Here is an 18,741-nt window from a genome sequence, read left to right as displayed (position 1 = left end):
TGCAAAAGATGAGTGTGATAAAATAATGAAAAGAATAAAAACTTATTTGAAGTGATTTGGTTTTAGTACTGTGCGATTTTTACTAAAAAAGATATGTGGTAAAAATGTTCACATGTAACATTAAAAACACAAGTAATTACTATTTCCCCTATTTATCGAACTTAATATTTTAATAAAACACAAACTTTAATGAAATTATCTAATCTCTTAAAGCTTAAAAGTACTTTTGTTTCTGGTATTATTCTCCCCAGTCTCATCTTTATACTGGGTATTACTTTCTTGTCAAGCTTTTTCCCACTTAGAGCGAATTACTACCTCAATATCTTAAAAACATTTCTGTTTGAAAATATGAACTGGCTATATGTTATGGTAGTAACTATATTTGTGATCTTCCTGCTATTTTTAGTATTGAGCAAATATGGTAGTATTCGCCTTGGTGCCAATGATTCTAAACCTGAGTTTTCTTTTTTTTCGTGGATATCAATGTTGTTTGCGGCTGGCATGGGCATAGGATTAATGTATTTTAGTGTAGCAGAACCGATGTCTCACTATACAGATCCATCGGTTTCAGGATTGTCAGCTGTTGCACGTGCTAAAGATGCACAATTATATACATTCTTCCATTGGGGAATACATGCTTGGGCGATATATGGAGTAGTTGGCCTTTCATTGGCTTATTTCACATATCGCTACAAATTACCACTATCTTTAAGAAGTTGTTTCTACCCTATACTAAAGGACAAAATACAAGGTCGTGCAGGAGATATTGTAGACATGTTTGCCTTATGCAGTACTTTCTTCGGTATTACTACTACGCTGGGCTTTGGAGTCGTACAACTTTGTGCGGGTTTAGTACATCTGGGAATAATTCCAGAAAGTAATTTTCTATACCAAGTGATCATCGTTGTTGTGATCATGACCATTGCCATCCTTTCGGCAACATCCGGTGTTACGAAAGGGGTTAAAATACTAAGTCAGATCAACATCATAGCGGCACTGGTTCTAATGTTATTTGTTCTGATTTTAGGTCCGACAACATTTTTATTGGGAACATTTTCAGAGGGACTAGGTGAGTATATCAATGCCTTTTTTCATCTCACATTTAATACGCATGCACATGAACCGGGACGGCAACAATGGTTTTTCAATTGGACTATTCTTTATTGGGCCTGGTGGATATCCTGGTCTCCTTATGTAGGTATATTTATTGCTAAAATATCCAAAGGTAGAACCATCAGAGAATTTATTAGTGCGGTATTGATAATACCTTCTGTATTTAATTTCATGTGGATGACTATCTTTGGCAACAGTGCCATCTGGATTGACCAACATGAGGCTCATGGAGCATTAAGTGCCATGGTCAGCGATACTGATGTGCTCCTTTTCAAATTTTTTGAATTTTTCCCGTTCCAACAGATCACAAATATACTCTCCATTTTTATAATTTTCATTTTCTTTGTAACCTCAGCAGATTCAGGAATTTATGTCATGAATAGCATTTCCTCGAACAATGCTCCGCGATCGCCTAAATGGCAATATATATTCTGGGGAGTATTGCTGGCGATACTTGCTTTAGTGCTTTTAAATGCAGGTGGGTTAAAGTCTTTACAGACTATGACATTAATTACAGCGCTCCCCTTTTCAATAATTATGCTATTATTTTGTTACTGTCTCATGAAAGCACTTACCATAGATACTGAATATCATGCGCGTGAATTTTCGCACTCCACAAACAATTGGTCCGGTGAATATTGGAAAGAGCGGTTAGGACGTATTTTGTCCTACAAAGACCGAAATACAATAGATGCATACTTAAAAAACACCGTGTTTCCTGCTTTCCAGGAACTTGCTGAAGAGTTTGGTTCTAAAGGGATTGTCGCTACTGTAAATTTAAAATCTGAAAGCCCCTCATCTGTTGAAATCGAAATAAAGCACGATGCAATGACTGATTTTCGATATGGGGTAAAAAGTCAACTGGAAAAAATATCAGACTTTTTACGTGAGGAAGAAAATGCGCCTGAAATTGGTACAATGAAAACACATGTACCCATGACTTATTTTGGTGACGAACGGGAGGGTTATGACATTCAGTATTTTACGAAAAACGAAATTATTAGTGATGTGCTGAAACAGTATGAACGTTTTTTATCGCTATCATCAGATGAGAAAAATGCGATATTCATCGGGAGTAATTTAAAAGATCAAGGTTAATACGTATAGTATAAACTGATAAAAAATTAATGGATTTAGAAAGCTAACTATTTATCATTTTAATCCGAATGCTATTGATAGAAATGCTTCGAATTCTATTTTCTTATAGATAGCCTAGAAAAGGAATGGTTAATAACTAAATTAAACCATTCCTTTTTTGCTATTCCCCTTTCAAAATCTTGATATCAGATCCACCAAGCTTGATATTCAACCAATCTCTCAGTTTAGAAAGTTCTTTGTTGTCTAATTTTTCTTTTCCACTATAGAACAAAACCGTTTCCATCTTGGTACTATCAGCGGTATTTACAGTTAATTGCTTTCCAATAGAAAAAGGGGTTAACGTTGGAAATAATGTTGTAATTTCTTTAATTAACTCCTGATCATCAAACTTATATGTTGTCAGCTCTTTTCTAAGATTTTGAATGGCAATATCTTTTTCAGACACATTTTCTGAGCGTTTACTTATTTCAGCTAGTATATCTCTCTTTAAATCTGTACTATCCTGACGGATAACTAGTTCGGTATTATCGATATTATATAGCAAGAGTTTATTTTTTAAATCAATCAACTCAGATTTTGAGAATTTCTTATCCAAAAATGCGAGCTCAATTTTTTTTGGTCGTTGGTTGAACTTAGTTTTTTCGTAAATCAGGGTATATCCTTTTTGCACAAGTTCATTTTGGATAAACATATTAACTTGCTGCGTGAATTTTTTCTCTTGCAATAATGCATATGCTAAATAAAAACTCGGCACAATCATGACTAGAATTAATAAAGTGATCGTTCTTGTAATGCGCTTTTTCTTTCCTTCATTTAAGAAGCTTACACTTGGGTATTTCAGAAATTTGACAATAAGAAAAGTCGATATACAGATAAAGAAGCAATTGATCATATAGAGATACATGGCACCTCCGAAATAAGATAGGCTACCAATTGCTAATCCGTAACCTGCCGTACAGAGCGGAGGCATCAATGCTGTCGCAATTGCTACACCAGGTATGGGATTTCCCTTTTCCACTCGAGTGATGGCTATAACTCCAACCATACCTCCAAAAAATGCGATCAATACGTCATATATATTTGGTGATGTTCGGGCTAATAATTCCGACTGAGCCTCTTTAAAAGGACTTAATGAAAAATATAAAAAGGAAACAAATAAACTGACCAATGTAGCAATTAGTAAATTTTTCAGAGATTTTTTTAATAATCCAAAATCATAAGTTCCTAAAGCAAACCCGGCTCCGACTATAGGTCCCATAAGTGGCGATATTAACATAGCGCCTATAATAACAGCTGTAGAATTGACATTTAAGCCAACAGAGGCAATGACAATAGCACATGCTAATATCCATAAATTAGCGCCCCGAAATGAAATATTAGCGATCACATTTTCTAATACTTTTTCCTTTTGATCCTCTCCCTGATGTAGATTTAAAAAATCTTTTAACTTGCTCAAATTATACTCTTTTTATGATTTTATTTATTCCCTTAAAAAGGCTATTGAGTGACAAGATACTATAATCTCTAAACTTTAAAAATATTTAAATTAACGAGGGCACTTTAAATAAAAAAAAATTAAAGGTATTTTTAATAAAACAGAAAAGAATATGCAATTAGACTAATTTTTTTAAATTTGCTCAGCATTTTCTCCAAATTTATGAAATGAAGTATTTACTATTTAATAGATCCTCAATAAGTCCAACACAACTATTTATTCTTAGTTTTATGTTATTGATATTGTTAGGAACAATATTACTTCAACTACCTATCTCTTTAAATAAAGACCTCTCGATTGTTGATGCCTTATTTACATCCACTAGTGCTGTATGCGTAACGGGTCTGGTTGTTGTAAACACAAATACTCATTTTACTTTATTTGGTCAGACGGTAATCATGATACTTATTCAAGCCGGTGGTCTTGGTATATTAACTTTTTCGAGTTACTTTAGTTATTTCTTCAAAGGAGGTTCTAGTTATGAACACCAGCTAGCCACCAAAGATTACATGAATACGGAAAAAGTAGGTGAAGTTTTTATCATGTTAAAACGTATTTTACTCATTACATTGATCGTAGAAGCATTTGGTGCGTTAATGATCTATCTATCCCTTAATGTTCAGTTAATCCCTGATTGGGAACAACGTATATTTTTTGCAGTTTTTCATTCGATCTCTTCTTTTTGCAATGCTGGTTTTTCAACATTACCGTATGGACTGATGGAAGAAACATATGTACATAATTATAATTTACAGGTGATCATCATCTTATTATTTGTTTTTGGTGGATTAGGGTTTCCGATAGTGATCAATGTGCTTAAATACTTTAAACATTTAGCAAATAGATTGATGATGCGGTTAACAAAAAGAAGACAAGACAACTATAAACCCCGAGTTCTCAGTATCAATAGTAAAGTTAACCTGATCACAACATTTTCCCTTATTGTTATTGCAACAATTATACTTTTTTTCAAGGAATATAATAATACCCTTGCTTCACATGAAGGAATCGGCAAATTCATTACTGCTCTTTTTACGGCTACCACTCCAAGAACTGCAGGATATAATTCTATTAATTTTCATGAATTGCACTTTTCTTCAACTATATTGATCATTTTGTTAATGTGGATCGGGGCCTCACCAAATTCAACAGGTGGTGGTATCAAGACGAGTACCTTTTCATTGGCTATTTTTAACTTTATTTCACTTGCTAAAGGAAAAGAACATATAGAGGTTTTTAAACGCGAAATTTCTGAACGGACTATCCGAAGAGCGTTTGCTGCTATGACACTATCTTTATTGGTTATCGGATTGGGCGTATTTTTAATAACAACTTTTGACCCTAAAATGAGTTTACTTGATATTGCATTTGAATGTTTTTCTGCTTACAGCACAGTAGGTTTAACACTCGGTATTACTGAAGATCTAAGTACAGAGAGTAAATTGGTTATTATCATCATTATGTTTATTGGACGGGTCACAATGCTGTCCATATTGGTATCACTATTCAAAAAGATTAAATTTACTAATTACCGTTATCCGACGGAAGAAATGACTATAATATAAAATATGAAATTTATCGTAATAGGGCTAGGTAGTTTTGGCGCTTCCCTCGCTGAGAAATTAACAGCTCAAGGAAATGAAGTTATGGGCGTAGACAACCGTATGGAAAAAGTAAATATGCTCAAAGACAAGATTACGCACACCATCTGTATTGATGCTACAGATGAGGCAGCATTTATGAGTCTTCCGCTTAAAAACACAGATACAGTTATTGTAGCAATAGGTGAAAATGAAGGAGCGAATATTATGGCTACTGCTTTATGTAAAAACCACTTTGTCAAACGGTTGATCAGTAGGGCAATCAATTCGCTACACGAAAAGGTTCTACTAGCTATTGGTGTAAACGAAATTGTACACCCGGAGCAAGAAACTGCTGAACGATGGTCAAAAAAACTTTGCCTTAACGGGTTATTAGAATCTTTTGAACTGAATGACAATTACAGCATTATAGAGGCGGTTGTACCCGCTAAATATGTTGGGAAAAATCTACTGGAGATTGGATTTAGAGAAAAGTTCAAAATTTTGGTTCTCACCATTCTAAAGAAGACAGAACAAAGAAATATTTTCGGAACAAATAGAATGGTTGCCACTGTGCTCCAAGGAATACCTAACCCAAGAACAGTAATTCAAGAGGGAGACATATTAGCACTTTACGGTAGTAATTTAGATCTGAAAGATTTTCTAAAATAACTTACACTAAAATTAATAAAAAAGAGAGCCTAAATACTTTTAGGCTCTCTTTAGTTTTTTGCTATTAATTACTTAATAATTTCTTCGATCTCAGCTATTATTTTTTGTGCAATTGCTTCTGCGGCTTCAGCTGTAGGACCTTCAGAATAGATACGAATAATCGGCTCTGTATTTGATTTGCGTAAGTGAACCCACTCATTTTCAAAATCAATCTTCAATCCATCAATAGTTGAATGCTCTTCATGCTTATATTTTGCTTCCATTTTTGCTAAAAGATCATCAATGTCCAATTCTGGAGTTAATGTGATTTTATTCTTAGACATGAAATATTGTGGCAATTCGGCTCTATATGCAGATACCTTTTTACCCAACTTTGCTAAATGTGTTAAAAATATGGCTACACCAACAAGTGAATCGCGACCGTAGTGTGATGCCGGATAAATTACACCGCCATTACCCTCACCACCGATAACGGCATTAACTTCTTTCATTTTTGTCACTACATTCACTTCACCAACTGCGGCCGCAAAATATTGACCTCCATGTTTAACAGTTACATCGCGCAATGCTCTTGTTGAAGATAAATTAGAAACTGTATTTCCTTTTGTATGTTGCAAAATATAATCTGATACTGCTACCAAGGTATATTCTTCACCAAATAAATCACCATCTTCCATCATGAAAACCAAACGGTCAACATCAGGATCTACTGCAATACCTAAATCAGCTCCATTTTCCAATACTGCCTTAGAAAGATCTGTAAGATTTTCTTTTAGCGGTTCCGGGTTATGTTGAAATTTACCATCAGGCTCACAATGAATTTTATAAATTGTTTCTACTCCTAGTGCTTCTAACAAAGCAGGAATGAACAAACCTCCTGTGCTATTAACGGCATCCACTGCAATTTTGAAATTTGCATTTTTAACAGCTTCTACATCTACCAGATCCAACGCTAAAACATCATCAATATGTTTTTGCATGTAGCTTGTATCTTTATGAACTGTTCCTAAATCTTCGAATTCTGAAAAATCAAAATCTAAGCTTTCACCTAATGCCAGTACTTGCTTACCTTCGGCGTCATTGATAAATTCACCTTTAGCATTTAATAATTTTAAAGCATTCCATTGACCTGGATTATGAGACGCTGTTAGGATGATGCCGCCACCAGCATTTTCTTTAGGAACCGCAATCTCAACTGTAGGAGTTGTGGATAAGCCTAAATCAATCACATCTACACCAATACTCTGTAAAGTACCAATAACCAAATTACTGACCATTTCACCGGAAACTCGTGCATCACGACCAACAACAATCTTGTTAATTCCAGTCTGATTCACAATGATCTTACCATAAGCTGCCGTGAACTTCACGATATCGATAGGTGTCAACCCTTCTCCAGAACGACCACCAATGGTACCTCTAATACCAGATATTGATTTAATTAAAGTCATGTTAAATTACGTTTATTCCGTAAAAATAAAACAATAGTCCAAATATTTATAATAAAGCGTTTCCTTTTCTGAAATAATTAACATACTTTTGTTGCAACATTGTTTCTTTTACATATATATCCGCATCAAATTGAAATTATTTATACATTTGGATTCAGATCACGAAGAACTGTTATCAAATAATTTCACTTTAATACAGCAACATGATTGACCAAATAGTACATATTGATCAAGAAATTTTTTTAGCCATTAATCAGGGATTAAGCAATCCGGTATTTGACTGGCTACTTCCAATTTTAAGAAATCCATATACTTGGGCTCCTTTATACCTCTTTTTAGTTATTTTCTTTATTAAAACATATGGTAAAACGGGCATCCTGATTGTTGTTATGACATTAGCTACATTCGGAGCTTCTGATGCAGTCTCTTCTCACTTAATCAAGAAATCAGTTAAGCGGGTTCGTCCTTGCAATGATATCGTATTTAAAGAAGAGGTCAATATCCGTGTGAGATGTGGTTCAGGCTTTAGCTTTACCTCTTCTCATGCCACCAATCATTTTGCTTTAGCATTTTTCTGGATCGCATTATTCAGAAGAAAATGGAAGCATGCGATGTGGTTATGTATCACATGGGCAACATTAATTTCTGTTTCACAGATATACGTGGGTGTTCACTATCCGTTTGATATCTTATGTGGAGCAATTTTAGGGATACTGATCGGTATGGCAACCGGATATATCTTTAAGAAACTAAAACCAGAATTCTTTAATCCCGTTATAGCGAAATGAGCGCAATCATCTTAGTAAGTATTCTTTTTTTCTCTGCATTAGCAAGTGGTTTAGCAGTGTTCTTTGTAAAAAGAAACAATACGAATTTACTTAAATTAATTCTATCATTTAGTGGTGCCTATCTGTTTGCCATCACGGTACTGCATTTAATACCGCACGTCTATCAGACACGTACTACAGATGCAGAAATTTTAGGAATATATGTATTAGGAGGATTCTTATTCCAACTGGTGCTAGAACAGTTCTCGCAAGGAATCGAACATGGACATCTTCATCATGAAGAAGGCCATCATCATGCTTTTCCTATGGGAATTATGATCAGTTTATGTTTACATGCATTTTTGGAAGGGATGCCTTTAGCTGCTACCCATCAAACAGAGCTGGTTTTTGGAATAGCAATCCACCATATACCTGCTGCATTTGCATTAGGAAGTTTATTGATCAGTACACATCTTTCTAAAAAGAGTATTACGACACTGTTAATTGTTTTTGCTGCGATGACACCTCTGGGATTCTCTTTTAGTAAAGCAATAAGTACGGGTGAAATTGGTAATATTCAACAGTATTTTGATAAAATAATGGCTGTTGTCATCGGTATATTCCTACACATATCGACAACAATATTATTTGAATCTGGCTCGGCAGATCATCATAAATTCAATAAAAAGAAAATGATAGCCGTATTTGTCGGTGTTGCAATTGCTTTGATGAATTTTTTATTTGACGGCCACGATCACAGCCATTCTTCTTCAGAGGATATGCAAGAAATCAATCATGATGGTCATGACCACAGCCATGACCATCATGATCACTAATTAGTTTTGGTTTCAGGTTCTAAACTTCCTCGAAATTTATCCAAGAGTTCATTTAATTGGGTACATTCAGCTTCCGATAGATGATTCGGGAGAATATCACTCAGAAGCATTTCTTGTTCTAGTTCTTCGAGAATTTTAAGCCCTAATTCTGTTATTAATAAGTTGACTGCACGTTTATCTTCATTTGACTTACAGCGATCGACTAGTCCTTTTAAAACCAATCGGTCTATCAACCTCGAAATATCAGGCGTATTCGTCAGCATTCTAGATTTTATCAAATTATTAGTAACCGGTTTCGGAAATTGTCCCCGCAATATCCGTAGCACATTGAATTGACGTAATGTAATTTGCTTTTGTTCTGCCCTCTTCTCCAAAACTGCAGTTACCCAATTACTTGTGTACAATAGGTTAACAGTGGCACGTTGCCACTCCGTACTAAATTTTTTCACTTGTATGGCTTCATCAATTTTCATAATTTAAATATATCACATATTTATCATAAATGCATAAGAATTACATTAGAATCATTCTAAATCAGATAAAATTCATATATTTGAAAATTACATATTAAGAGAAATAATGCGCGATAAATCTAGTTTAGACAAGCTTAAAAAGGGACAAAAAGCTATAATAGTTGATTTGAATTCGAATGATATTCCCGCTAAATTTTATGAAATGGGATTCCTTCCCGGAACCGAAATTGAAGTCAAACATATTGCCCCTTTAAACGGTCCAATCTGTCTAAATATAATTGCTAGTAACTCATTGATTGCTATCAGAAAGTCTGAAGCCAAAGTAATCATTATCGATCCAAAATAAATGAACAATCCTATTATTGCACTTTTGGGGAATCCAAATGTGGGTAAAACATCGCTGTTTAATCGTATTACGAAACTCAATCAGAAAGTTGGAAATTATCCCGGTATCACCGTTGAGAAACGCGAAGGCTCGTTAACGGCAAACAATAAAACATATAAAATCATTGATTTACCCGGTACTTACACCTTATTTCCAAACTCTTTGGATGAAGAAGTTGTATTCAATATACTTGTCGATCAACAACACAAGCTTAAACCAAATTTAATTGTTGTTGTCGGTGAACCGTCCAACTTAAAGAGATCAATTATTCTCTATCAACAAGCACGAGAACTTGGATTACCTGCCATTTTTGTCATCAATATGATTGATGAAGCAACTACAAAAGGTATTCAAATTGATATTCCAAAATTGGAATCTCTATTAAAGACTAAAGTTTTTTTAACAAATGCACGTAATGGTGAGGGAATTGACAAATTGATCAAAGCTTTTGATTCAATTCCACCACTATATATTGGAAACTTTAGTATTCCCGCACAATATGTTACACCTGTTGAGGAAGCAAAAAAACTATTCCCTCTGGAACACGAGTACAATACATGGCAGTATTTAGCAAAAGGTAACGTAGAATTTCTATCGGAGGAAAAAAATAATGCTCTAGAAAGTATTAGAAAACAGCATAATCTAACTCCACAGGTATTACAAAAAGAAGAATCCATTCAGCGTAATAAGAATTTAGAACATGCATTAAGTACAATCGTATCAAAAGATATCGATTCGAAGAGTGTTACGAATGGTATTGATAAAATCTTACTACACCCTATTTTAGGTTATCTGATTTTCTTTGGGGTTCTGTTTTTGATATTTCAGGGTATTTATAACTGGTCTGGACCAGCCATGGATTTCATTGATACGCAATTTGCCGATTTAGCGGCTTATGTGCAGAGTGTCTTACCTGCAGGACCACTTCCAGATCTATTATCCAATGGTATTATTAAGGGAATTGGCGGTATCGTTATTTTTGTTCCCCAAATTGTGATCTTATATATTTTTATATCATTGATGGAAGAAACAGGCTATATGAGCCGTGTAGTATTCTTAATGGACCGCTGGTTAAGACCTTTTGGACTTAATGGTAAATCAGTCATTCCATTGATCTCAGGTGTCGCTTGCGCTGTTCCTGCTGTAATGTCTGCACGAAACATTGAAAATAGTAAAGAACGTTTGGTTACGATGTTAGTAACACCGTTTATGACCTGTTCTGCACGATTACCAATTTACATTGTTATCATTGGTTTAGTCATTCCTGACACTAAATTTCTTGGGTTCAATATTCAGGGGATTATCTTATTTGCGCTTTATATTCTGGGCATTTTAGCGGCTCTTGGTTCAGCATGGTTATTGAATAAAATTATTAAGACAAAACATAAATCTTTCTTAATTTTCGAATTACCAACTTATAAATTCCCGGACTGGAAAAATTTATTTTTAAATGTTTGGGACAAATCATCCAGTTTCGTTTTTGGCGCAGGTAAAATTATCTTAGCCATATCTGTCATACTTTGGGCGCTCGGAAGTTTTGGTCCTGGTGATAAATTTAAAAATGCAGAAGAAATTGTAACGCAGAATAATCCGTCGCTATCGCAAGAAGATCTCGATCATGAAATATCTTCTTATAAGGTGGAACACTCCTATTTAGGATATCTGGGCATGGTAATTGAGCCTATTGTAGAACCATTGGGGTATGATTGGAAAATGGGAATTGGCTTAATATCATCATTTGCAGCGCGTGAGGTCTTTGTTGGAACAATGGCTACCGTTTATAGCATTGGTGATGATGCAGATATTGAAGATGATGCTTCTAAAAGAACAATCTTAAGTAAAATGAGAGCTGAGGTAAACAGAAATACAGGTTTACCTGCCTATAATCTTGCTTCAGGTGTTTCCCTTTTACTATTTTATGCCTTCGCAATGCAATGTATGAGTACAATAGCAATTGTAAAAAAAGAAACAGCATCTTGGAAATGGACTTTAATTCAAGTAGGATTTATGACAGGCTTAGCTTATGTAGCAGCTTTAATAGCCTATCAAGCATTAAAATAAAATATTATGACGAATTTAACTATTCAATACATCATCGTTGGAGTAATCATTATCGCAGCGGTAATCTACTTTTCAAAAACGATGCGTGCTTCATTCAAAGGTAAAAAAAGTTGTGGTAAAGGTTGTGGCTGTGATATGACGCAACCGAAAGTTCAACAAAAAAATAATCTGTAATCACATTCAAATTAGAGATCATTCTTTAGTATAATATATACTGAGTATTAAAAATAAAAACCGTTGTCATGTTCGATGTCAACGGTTTTTGTATTCCATTCGGAGCTGAAATAGAAAAGTTATTTTTGTTGCTAAATAATAAAAAATTACCCTTCAGCTTTGATTAGTTGTTATTAGCTCGTATTAACATCAATACAATGCCGAATTATTGATAGATAAAAACTATATTAGTCCTATCTAATAATATCAGCCCGTATATTAACTTTATAAAAAACAATTACGTGGATCAAAATCCAAAACAAAATAACGAATTAAAAAGAGGTCTACAGAATAGACACATTCAACTGATTGCTTTAGGCGGTGCTATTGGAACAGGCCTATTTTTAGGTATCGGTAAGGCTGCTATTTTAGCGGGCCCATCTGTGATCTTGGGCTATGCTTTAGCAGGAATCATTGCTTTCTTTATCATGCGCCAATTAGGCGAAATGGTTGTAGAGGAACCCGTCTCTGGGAGCTTTAGCTTTTTTGCCAATAAATACTTAGGATCTTTTGCAGGTTATGCTTCAGGATGGAATTATTGGGTGTTGTACATATTGGTAAGCATGGCAGAGCTAACTGCTATCGGTGTTTATGTGCAGTTTTGGTGGCCCGAAATACCACTCTGGACTTCCAGTCTGTTTTTCTTTTTTATCATTAATGGGCTAAACCTAGCTTCTGTAAAAGTTTACGGAGAGGCCGAGTTCTGGTTTTCTATAGTAAAGGTAGCCGCGATTATAGCCATGATTTTGTTTGGTTCTTATTTGCTTATCAGTGGTACAGGCAGCCCACAATCTTCGATCAGTAATCTTTATAATGACGGGGGATTTTTCCCAAAAGGCTGGCTATCCCAAAGCAGTAATGGCACGTACGAAGGTCTACTTGCCGCGATAGCTTTGATTATGTTTTCTTTTGGTGGCTTAGAATTAGTCGGCATCACCGCCGCAGAGGCCGAAAACCCTGAAAAAAATATACCCAAAGCGACAAATCAGGTGATCTATAGAATTCTTATCTTTTATGTTGGCGCCCTTATTGTTTTGTTCTCCCTATCGCCTTGGCAACAGATTACGGCAGATACAAGTCCTTTTGTAACGGTGTTTGACTCTTTGAAAAGTTTTCAGTTTACCCTATTTGGTAAAACCATCTACGCGACAAGCTTAATTGCCAATGTGTTAAATCTCATCGTATTAACAGCAGCATTATCCGTTTATAACAGTAGTGTCTATAGCAATAGCCGTATGCTATATGGTTTAGCAAGTCAGGGCAATGCCCCGAAGTTTCTAAACAAATTAAGTAAGAACCATGTTCCTGTCAATGCCATCTTAGTTTCGGCATTATTTGCAGCTATCTGTGTTGTTATTAATAAAATTATGCCCCAGGATGCATTAGAAATATTAATGTCGTTAGTTGTTTCTTCGCTCATTATTAATTGGGTCATGATCACCGTGACACACTTCTACTTTAAAAAGGATAAAGTCCGTAGGCATGTAAAAACAAAATTTCCATCTTTTCTCTTTCCGATCAGTAATTACATCTGTATTTTATTTTTAGTAGCCGTATTGGTTATCATGTGGATAACAGGAATGAAAGTACCTGTTGAACTAATTCCGATATGGATGGTCCTTCTTTATTTATCTTATCTTTTAGTGAAAAGAAACAAATCCAAACAATAAAAATATAGCGTTCATACTTTTGAACGCTATATTTGTTTAAAATGTATAGGAATGATTCCCAAATTGATCACCACTCTTTTCAATTGTAATCATCACATAAATAAAAAAGCTTCTAAACAGTAATACCGTTTAGAAGCTTTTTATTGAATTTCTACTTTAATTTATTCAGGATCGTTATAATTCCAGTTTTGCAATTTATTCTGCAATATTCTGGAAATTTTATTGAAATATCTTTTTTGTTTATAACCCATGACCCATTGTACCCCTTGAACAGCGTTCGTGAGAAATATCTCTTCTGCTTCTTTCATGATCTGTGGGCTTATCTGAGCTTCTACTACTTCTATTCCTTCATCAATGGCCATGTCGATCACAACACGTCTCATAACACCTTCAATACAGCCTTCTGAAAGAGCAGGTGTATATAACGTTTTCTCGTAATGAACAAATATATTTGAACTCAATGCTTCGCATAAAAATCCTTCTTGATTCAATAATAAAACATCATCAAAACCCATTTTTTTCTTGTGAATTCCAGCTAAAACATAAATTTGAGAATTTAGTGATTTAATTTTTGATAAATCACTAAATGGTTTTTTATACTCGGTATACAAATCAACAATTAAACCTACTTTTTTATCCTTCAGATTAGGTTCAGGTTTCGCAACCTGAAACACGTACGAAGGTTTATTTGAATGTGGACTGTACAATCCGCCCCCATTTCTAAAAACAGTTAAGCGTATCCGGACAAGCTGACCGACCATATTATTTTTCCGTATCAGTTCCTCTACTTTAGAACGAAAGAAAAATTCATCATAAAGATTTGCATCTTCCAAATGTAAAGCGAGCATCCCTTTTTGCAACCTTTCCATATGGAAAGCTAGGAATCTGATCTCACCATCTTTAAACAGCATCGTTTCAAACAAGCCGTCGCCATAACGTACTGCCCTATTCTCAATAGAGAATATCTCTTGTTCTTCAGGTAAAATATTACCGTTAAAATTGATATATGTTGTTGGCATTTAAGTATAAATATTATTCTTCAGTTGGTTTTGATAAAGCAGCATAATTACGCCATTTCTCCAATCCTAAACGAAAATCTTCTGGTAATGGTACTTCAAATTTAATATTTTCTTTTGAAGTTGGATGTACAAAACCAATTACTTCAGCGTGAAGAGCTTGTCTAGGTAATATTTTAAAACAATTTTCTACAAATTGTTTATATTTTGTAAATACGGTACCTTTTATAATCTTGTCTCCACCATACATGGCATCATTAAATAATGGATGACCAATAGATTGCATGTGTGCACGAATCTGATGTGTTCTTCCTGTTTCCAACTGACATTCAAGTAAAGTCACATAACCTAAACGTTCTATAACCCGGTAATGGGTAACAGACCAGCGCCCATTTGCTTCACTGTCGTACATAGCCATAATACGTCTATCTTTTTGATGACGCCCTATATAACCTGTAATGGTACCATCTTCTTTAATATCACCCCATACCAGCGCAATGTATTTTCTTGTGATACTGTGATCAAAAAATTGCTTCGCCAAGTGAGTCATCGACTTTTCATTCTTCGCAATAACAAGTAATCCAGACGTATCTTTATCAATACGGTGCACTAAACCTGGACGATCAGAGTTTCCGGGTAACTGTGGCAACTGCTGAATATGATGCGTTAAAGCATTTACCAATGTTCCATTATAGTTATTAAATCCAGGATGGACAACCATTCCTGATTCTTTGTTGACGATCAATACATCATTATCTTCATAGATGATATCCAAAGGGATATCTTCTGGATATACTTCGGTATCTCTTGGGGGATCGGGCAAGACAACAGTGATCACATCAAATGGTCTCACTTTGTAGCTTGCCTTTACAGGCTTTTCGTTCACTAATACGGACTCCGCTTCAATAGCTGCCTGAATTTTATTTCGAGATGCATTCTCTACTCTATTCATCAGAAACTTATCGATGCGCAGTAACGCTTGTCCTTTATCTACCTCTATACGCAAATGTTCAAATAACTCTTGATCATCTTGCTCTTGTAACTCTAAATTTTCAGCCATCGTACAAAAATAACCTAATTCATACAAATTCTACTAACTTTGTACATTAAAGTGTATGATATCTTTTAATTTTTATAGTCCCGAACAAAAAATTAGTTTTCCAGACTGGGAAAAAAAAACTATTTATGTCTCTATAAAGCGTGATGACATGATCCATCCGTTTATTTCAGGTAATAAATGGCGGAAATTAAAATTTAATTTGGAGCGTGCATTAGCAGAAAATAAAAACCATTTGGTCACTTTTGGCGGTGCATGGTCTAACCACATTTTGGCAACAGCTTGCGCCGGTGCTACCTTTAGTCTAAAAACAACAGCCTTTTTACGGAGTGACCCTGGAATAAATAATCCGCTCATCGCCATGTGTCGATTATTTGGGATGGAAATTATCTATACTGATCGTACCGAATATAAAAATAAGCAAGCTCTTTTTGATAAACATTTCAGTAATAACTCAAATGCTTATTTTATTGATGAAGGAGGTCATGGACCGCTTGGTTCTAAAGGATGCGAAGAAATTATAGCATCACTACAGGAATCGTACGATCATATTTTTTGCGCATGCGGTACAGGGACCACCCTCGCAGGATTACAACACGCTGTAGCGGCGTCTGGATTACAAACCGTTGTCCATGGTGTTCCTGTCTTAAAAGGAGCAGATTTTATTCATGATGAAGTGCACAAAATATATCCTAGCGATCCTGTTGCAACTCTTCATACTGGATATCATTTTGGAGGATACGCAAAAACTAAACCCGAACTTTTGCGATTCATTGAAAAATTTGTTTCCCATACAGGGATCATGATCGAACCAACTTATACAGGTAAACTCTTTTTTGCGGTTAATGATTTGATTTCTCAAGATTACTTTAAACCGAATGCACGCATTTTGGTTATTCATACCGGAGGGTTAACTGGCTTTCTGGGCATGTATGAACGTTTTAATCTTGATCTAGGTCAATAAATAACTATTTTGGAACCTTTCAAACATTATTTTGACATTTTCATAAAATTAATATTGTACGTTTGAACATCAAATAATAAAAGCTCAAAATGAAAATATTAGCATTTGCTGCTAGTAACAGCAGAAATTCAATTAACAAAACTTTCGTTACTTCAGTTTCTAAATATTATAAAGAAGTAGACGATGTAATCGATATATTAGATTTGAATGATTACGAAATGCCCTTGTATTCTATTGATAGAGAAATAGAGTCTGGCATTCCACAATTAGCATTAGATTTCGCGTCAAAAATTGATGAATCCGATTTTTTATTGATATCGATTGCAGAATACAATGGCTCTTATAATGTTGGATACAAAAACATCATTGATTGGGTATCCAGAATTGCAGGTCGTAAAACGTTCAATGGAAAACCTGTTTTTCTATTAGCGACTAGCCCAGGACCTATGGGTGGATCTACTGTTTTAAATACAGCCGTAAATAGAATCACTTGGGATGGTGCAGAAGTTTTGGACTCATTCTCCTTACCTGAATTTGGAAATAATTTCGAAAACGGAAAAGGAGTTACAAATATTCAACATAGAAGTAAGTTAGAAGCTAAAGTACGAGCAACTAAACGCGCTTTAAAAGAGAGAACGGCAAAGCTAGTTTAACCATACCTTAACAGAAAAAGTCATAGTCGTCTGTGACTTTTTTTGTATCTTGGAGAGATAAAAAACAAATTTATGGCAAAGAAAATATTATTACTTGTTGGCGATTTCGTAGAAGACTACGAAGCAATGGTTCCTTTTCAGGCTATGGGTTCTCTAGGTATTGATGTTGATGCTGTAGCACCAGATCGCAAAAAAGGTGATGTAGTACCTACTGCAGTTCATGATTTCACAGGTGACCAAACCTATAAAGAATTACGTGGACACAATTTTGGAATCAATAAAGATTTTGATACCATTAATGTAGAAGAGTATGATGGTCTGTATATAGCGGGAGGCCGATCTGCAGAGTATATCCGACTGAACAAACGTGTATTAGAAATAACAAAGTATTTTTTTGACAACAATAAGCCCGTTGCGGCGATCTGTCATGGTATACAAGTTTTAACAGCAGCAAAAGTACTCCAAGGACGTACATTAACGGCGTATGTAGCTGTAGGACCAGACATCGAACTTGCTGGCGGAACATGGAAAAACATCCCCGCAGATCAAGCGATTGTAGATGGAAATTTAGTAACATCACCTGCTTGGCCAGGTCATCAAGCTATTCTTAAGGAGTTTTACAAACTATTAGGAATTACAATAACAATTTAATTACTATACGTTTAAGGAAGCTATCAAGATCGTGAAATAAGTAAGGATATAAATTTCTTGCTCATGATAGCTTCATAAATATTACAAAAACAACTCGAGTCCGCTGAGCTTACTGATACAAATGGAAGCTTACACTCATAATGAATAAGTTTAATGAAAAAAAATAAACGGGTATGGTTAATTATCATACCTATTCTAGCAATTCTAGCATTCATGTTAAAGGATTCTTTAACACAAAAGAGCATTGAAGATCTACCTGGCGAATTTAAAGAGGTTGCATTTGTAAGAAATGAGCAAAATAAAGGCGGTATCATACGCATATATGCAATTTCTGTTGGCAAACCTGCTGAAGCAGATTATAAGGCCTGCATAGATTTACTACCGGTAAATGATTATGGAAGCTCAACTACTGCTTACTTTTTTGATAAAAATACGCCCTATCCTACTTCACTAACTATAGAAGCTCCCCACTATGACGGTAAGAAGTTTCAAGCGATTCAAATTTCAAAAAAATCGGGTATGGATAAAAAATAAAAAGGAACAATAAATTCTTTATATTTAAAGAGAATACGCATTGTATTCTCTT

At 34.9% G+C, this 18,741-nt stretch carries 18 protein-coding genes; 13 read left to right on the top strand and 5 right to left on the bottom strand.

Annotated elements, in window-relative coordinates; all coding sequences use genetic code 11:
* The first annotated feature begins 189 nt into the window (after positions 1-189).
* Complete coding sequence (locus tag ACFS6I_RS14680) at positions 190-2,211, top strand: BCCT family transporter (RefSeq protein WP_380921723.1); 2,022 nt, start codon at positions 190-192, stop codon at positions 2,209-2,211.
* 160 nt (positions 2,212-2,371) lie between these two features.
* On the opposite strand, the gene ACFS6I_RS14675 is transcribed toward ACFS6I_RS14680, so the two are convergent.
* Positions 2,372-3,667 carry a DUF389 domain-containing protein gene (locus ACFS6I_RS14675; RefSeq protein WP_380921721.1) on the bottom strand — a complete coding sequence of 432 codons (1,296 nt, stop codon included), beginning with the start codon at positions 3,665-3,667 and terminating at the stop codon, positions 2,372-2,374.
* A gap of 206 nt (positions 3,668-3,873) precedes the next feature.
* On the opposite strand from ACFS6I_RS14675, the gene ACFS6I_RS14670 reads away from it, so the two are divergent.
* Together ACFS6I_RS14670 and ACFS6I_RS14665 are read left to right on the top strand one after the other, a co-directional pair.
* Positions 3,874-5,271, top strand: coding sequence for a TrkH family potassium uptake protein (locus tag ACFS6I_RS14670; RefSeq protein ID WP_380921719.1), 1,398 nt, complete (start codon positions 3,874-3,876; stop codon positions 5,269-5,271).
* 3 nt (positions 5,272-5,274) lie between these two features.
* On the top strand, positions 5,275-5,958 hold the full coding sequence (locus ACFS6I_RS14665) for a potassium channel family protein (protein WP_380921717.1): 684 nt from the start codon (positions 5,275-5,277) through the stop codon (positions 5,956-5,958).
* Between the two features lie 68 nt (positions 5,959-6,026).
* Here ACFS6I_RS14665 and glmM read toward each other — a convergent pair whose 3' ends face one another.
* Positions 6,027-7,409 (bottom strand): phosphoglucosamine mutase, encoded by a 1,383-nt coding sequence (gene glmM / locus ACFS6I_RS14660; protein ID WP_021191171.1) that lies wholly within the window; start codon positions 7,407-7,409, stop codon positions 6,027-6,029.
* A 203-nt stretch (positions 7,410-7,612) separates the two neighbouring features.
* On the opposite strand from glmM, the gene ACFS6I_RS14655 reads away from it, so the two are divergent.
* Both ACFS6I_RS14655 and ACFS6I_RS14650 read left to right on the top strand, forming a co-directional pair.
* Positions 7,613-8,197, top strand: coding sequence for a phosphatase PAP2 family protein (locus ACFS6I_RS14655; protein WP_021191172.1), 585 nt, complete (start codon positions 7,613-7,615; stop codon positions 8,195-8,197).
* The gene (locus ACFS6I_RS14650) at positions 8,194-9,012 is read left to right on the top strand and encodes a ZIP family metal transporter (RefSeq protein ID WP_380921714.1); all 819 of its coding nucleotides are present in this window, start codon (positions 8,194-8,196) and stop codon (positions 9,010-9,012) included. Before ACFS6I_RS14655 ends, ACFS6I_RS14650 begins: the two co-directional genes overlap by 4 nt.
* Here ACFS6I_RS14650 and ACFS6I_RS14645 read toward each other — a convergent pair.
* Positions 9,009-9,485 (bottom strand): MarR family winged helix-turn-helix transcriptional regulator, encoded by a 477-nt coding sequence (locus ACFS6I_RS14645; RefSeq protein WP_021191174.1) that lies wholly within the window; start codon positions 9,483-9,485, stop codon positions 9,009-9,011. The genes ACFS6I_RS14650 and ACFS6I_RS14645 overlap by 4 nt on opposite strands.
* A gap of 106 nt (positions 9,486-9,591) precedes the next feature.
* Here ACFS6I_RS14645 and ACFS6I_RS14640 point away from each other — a divergent pair, with 106 nt between their 5' ends.
* The 4 genes from ACFS6I_RS14640 to ACFS6I_RS14625 all read left to right on the top strand — a co-directional run bounded on the left by ACFS6I_RS14640 (position 9,592) and on the right by ACFS6I_RS14625 (position 13,814).
* Positions 9,592-9,831 (top strand): FeoA family protein, encoded by a 240-nt coding sequence (locus ACFS6I_RS14640; protein WP_021191175.1) that lies wholly within the window; start codon positions 9,592-9,594, stop codon positions 9,829-9,831.
* Complete coding sequence (gene feoB, locus ACFS6I_RS14635; RefSeq protein WP_380921712.1) at positions 9,832-11,931, top strand: ferrous iron transport protein B; 2,100 nt, start codon at positions 9,832-9,834, stop codon at positions 11,929-11,931. It begins immediately after the preceding gene.
* Between the two features lie 6 nt (positions 11,932-11,937).
* On the top strand, positions 11,938-12,105 hold the full coding sequence (locus tag ACFS6I_RS14630) for a FeoB-associated Cys-rich membrane protein (protein WP_021191178.1): 168 nt from the start codon (positions 11,938-11,940) through the stop codon (positions 12,103-12,105).
* Positions 12,106-12,386: 281 nt separating this feature from the next.
* On the top strand, positions 12,387-13,814 hold the full coding sequence (locus ACFS6I_RS14625) for an amino acid permease (RefSeq protein WP_346581833.1): 1,428 nt from the start codon (positions 12,387-12,389) through the stop codon (positions 13,812-13,814).
* A gap of 161 nt (positions 13,815-13,975) precedes the next feature.
* Here the strand turns inward: ACFS6I_RS14625 and ACFS6I_RS14620 are convergent, their stop codons facing one another.
* Together ACFS6I_RS14620 and ACFS6I_RS14615 are read right to left on the bottom strand one after the other, a co-directional pair.
* A complete protein-coding gene (locus ACFS6I_RS14620) occupies positions 13,976-14,833 on the bottom strand; it encodes an aminotransferase class IV (protein ID WP_132841330.1) in 858 nt (285 codons plus the stop codon).
* Positions 14,834-14,846: 13 nt separating this feature from the next.
* On the bottom strand, positions 14,847-15,890 hold the full coding sequence (locus tag ACFS6I_RS14615) for an RluA family pseudouridine synthase (protein ID WP_380921708.1): 1,044 nt from the start codon (positions 15,888-15,890) through the stop codon (positions 14,847-14,849).
* A 55-nt stretch (positions 15,891-15,945) separates the two neighbouring features.
* Here ACFS6I_RS14615 and ACFS6I_RS14610 point away from each other — a divergent pair, with 55 nt between their 5' ends.
* The 4 genes from ACFS6I_RS14610 to ACFS6I_RS14595 all read left to right on the top strand — a co-directional run bounded on the left by ACFS6I_RS14610 (position 15,946) and on the right by ACFS6I_RS14595 (position 18,689).
* Entirely contained in the window at positions 15,946-16,851 is a 906-nt protein-coding gene (locus tag ACFS6I_RS14610) for a 1-aminocyclopropane-1-carboxylate deaminase/D-cysteine desulfhydrase (protein WP_380921706.1), read from the top strand.
* Between the two features lie 89 nt (positions 16,852-16,940).
* On the top strand, positions 16,941-17,504 hold the full coding sequence (locus ACFS6I_RS14605; RefSeq protein WP_380921704.1) for an NADPH-dependent FMN reductase: 564 nt from the start codon (positions 16,941-16,943) through the stop codon (positions 17,502-17,504).
* A gap of 72 nt (positions 17,505-17,576) precedes the next feature.
* A complete protein-coding gene (locus tag ACFS6I_RS14600) occupies positions 17,577-18,155 on the top strand; it encodes a DJ-1/PfpI family protein (protein ID WP_380921702.1) in 579 nt (192 codons plus the stop codon).
* 153 nt (positions 18,156-18,308) lie between these two features.
* Positions 18,309-18,689 carry a hypothetical protein gene (locus ACFS6I_RS14595; protein WP_183912037.1) on the top strand — a complete coding sequence of 127 codons (381 nt, stop codon included), beginning with the start codon at positions 18,309-18,311 and terminating at the stop codon, positions 18,687-18,689.
* The last annotated feature ends 52 nt before the right edge of the window (positions 18,690-18,741 follow it).

This window comes from Sphingobacterium anhuiense (genome assembly GCF_042686355.1).
GTDB lineage: Bacteria > Bacteroidota > Bacteroidia > Sphingobacteriales > Sphingobacteriaceae > Sphingobacterium > Sphingobacterium anhuiense.
The sequence above is the reverse complement of the archived record's forward strand: the minus strand, read 5'-3'. Positions and strand labels throughout refer to the sequence as shown.

Bases quoted from the DNA above. Each gene is read 5' to 3' on its own strand.
- ACFS6I_RS14615 (WP_380921708.1), bottom strand. From the start codon at position 15,890: ATGGCTGAAAATTTAGAGTTACAAGAGCAAGATGATCAAGAGTTATTT.
- ACFS6I_RS14665 (WP_380921717.1), top strand. From the start codon at position 5,275: ATGAAATTTATCGTAATAGGGCTAGGTAGTTTTGGCGCTTCCCTCGCT.
- ACFS6I_RS14605 (WP_380921704.1), top strand. From the start codon at position 16,941: ATGAAAATATTAGCATTTGCTGCTAGTAACAGCAGAAATTCAATTAAC.
- ACFS6I_RS14680 (WP_380921723.1), top strand. From the start codon at position 190: ATGAAATTATCTAATCTCTTAAAGCTTAAAAGTACTTTTGTTTCTGGT.
- ACFS6I_RS14595 (WP_183912037.1), top strand. From the start codon at position 18,309: ATGAAAAAAAATAAACGGGTATGGTTAATTATCATACCTATTCTAGCA.
- ACFS6I_RS14650 (WP_380921714.1), top strand. From the start codon at position 8,194: ATGAGCGCAATCATCTTAGTAAGTATTCTTTTTTTCTCTGCATTAGCA.
- glmM (WP_021191171.1), bottom strand. From the start codon at position 7,409: ATGACTTTAATTAAATCAATATCTGGTATTAGAGGTACCATTGGTGGT.
- feoB (WP_380921712.1), top strand. From the start codon at position 9,832: ATGAACAATCCTATTATTGCACTTTTGGGGAATCCAAATGTGGGTAAA.
- ACFS6I_RS14655 (WP_021191172.1), top strand. From the start codon at position 7,613: ATGATTGACCAAATAGTACATATTGATCAAGAAATTTTTTTAGCCATT.
- ACFS6I_RS14610 (WP_380921706.1), top strand. From the start codon at position 15,946: ATGATATCTTTTAATTTTTATAGTCCCGAACAAAAAATTAGTTTTCCA.
- ACFS6I_RS14630 (WP_021191178.1), top strand. From the start codon at position 11,938: ATGACGAATTTAACTATTCAATACATCATCGTTGGAGTAATCATTATC.
- ACFS6I_RS14600 (WP_380921702.1), top strand. From the start codon at position 17,577: ATGGCAAAGAAAATATTATTACTTGTTGGCGATTTCGTAGAAGACTAC.
- ACFS6I_RS14640 (WP_021191175.1), top strand. From the start codon at position 9,592: ATGCGCGATAAATCTAGTTTAGACAAGCTTAAAAAGGGACAAAAAGCT.
- ACFS6I_RS14670 (WP_380921719.1), top strand. From the start codon at position 3,874: ATGAAGTATTTACTATTTAATAGATCCTCAATAAGTCCAACACAACTA.
- ACFS6I_RS14645 (WP_021191174.1), bottom strand. From the start codon at position 9,485: ATGAAAATTGATGAAGCCATACAAGTGAAAAAATTTAGTACGGAGTGG.
- ACFS6I_RS14620 (WP_132841330.1), bottom strand. From the start codon at position 14,833: ATGCCAACAACATATATCAATTTTAACGGTAATATTTTACCTGAAGAA.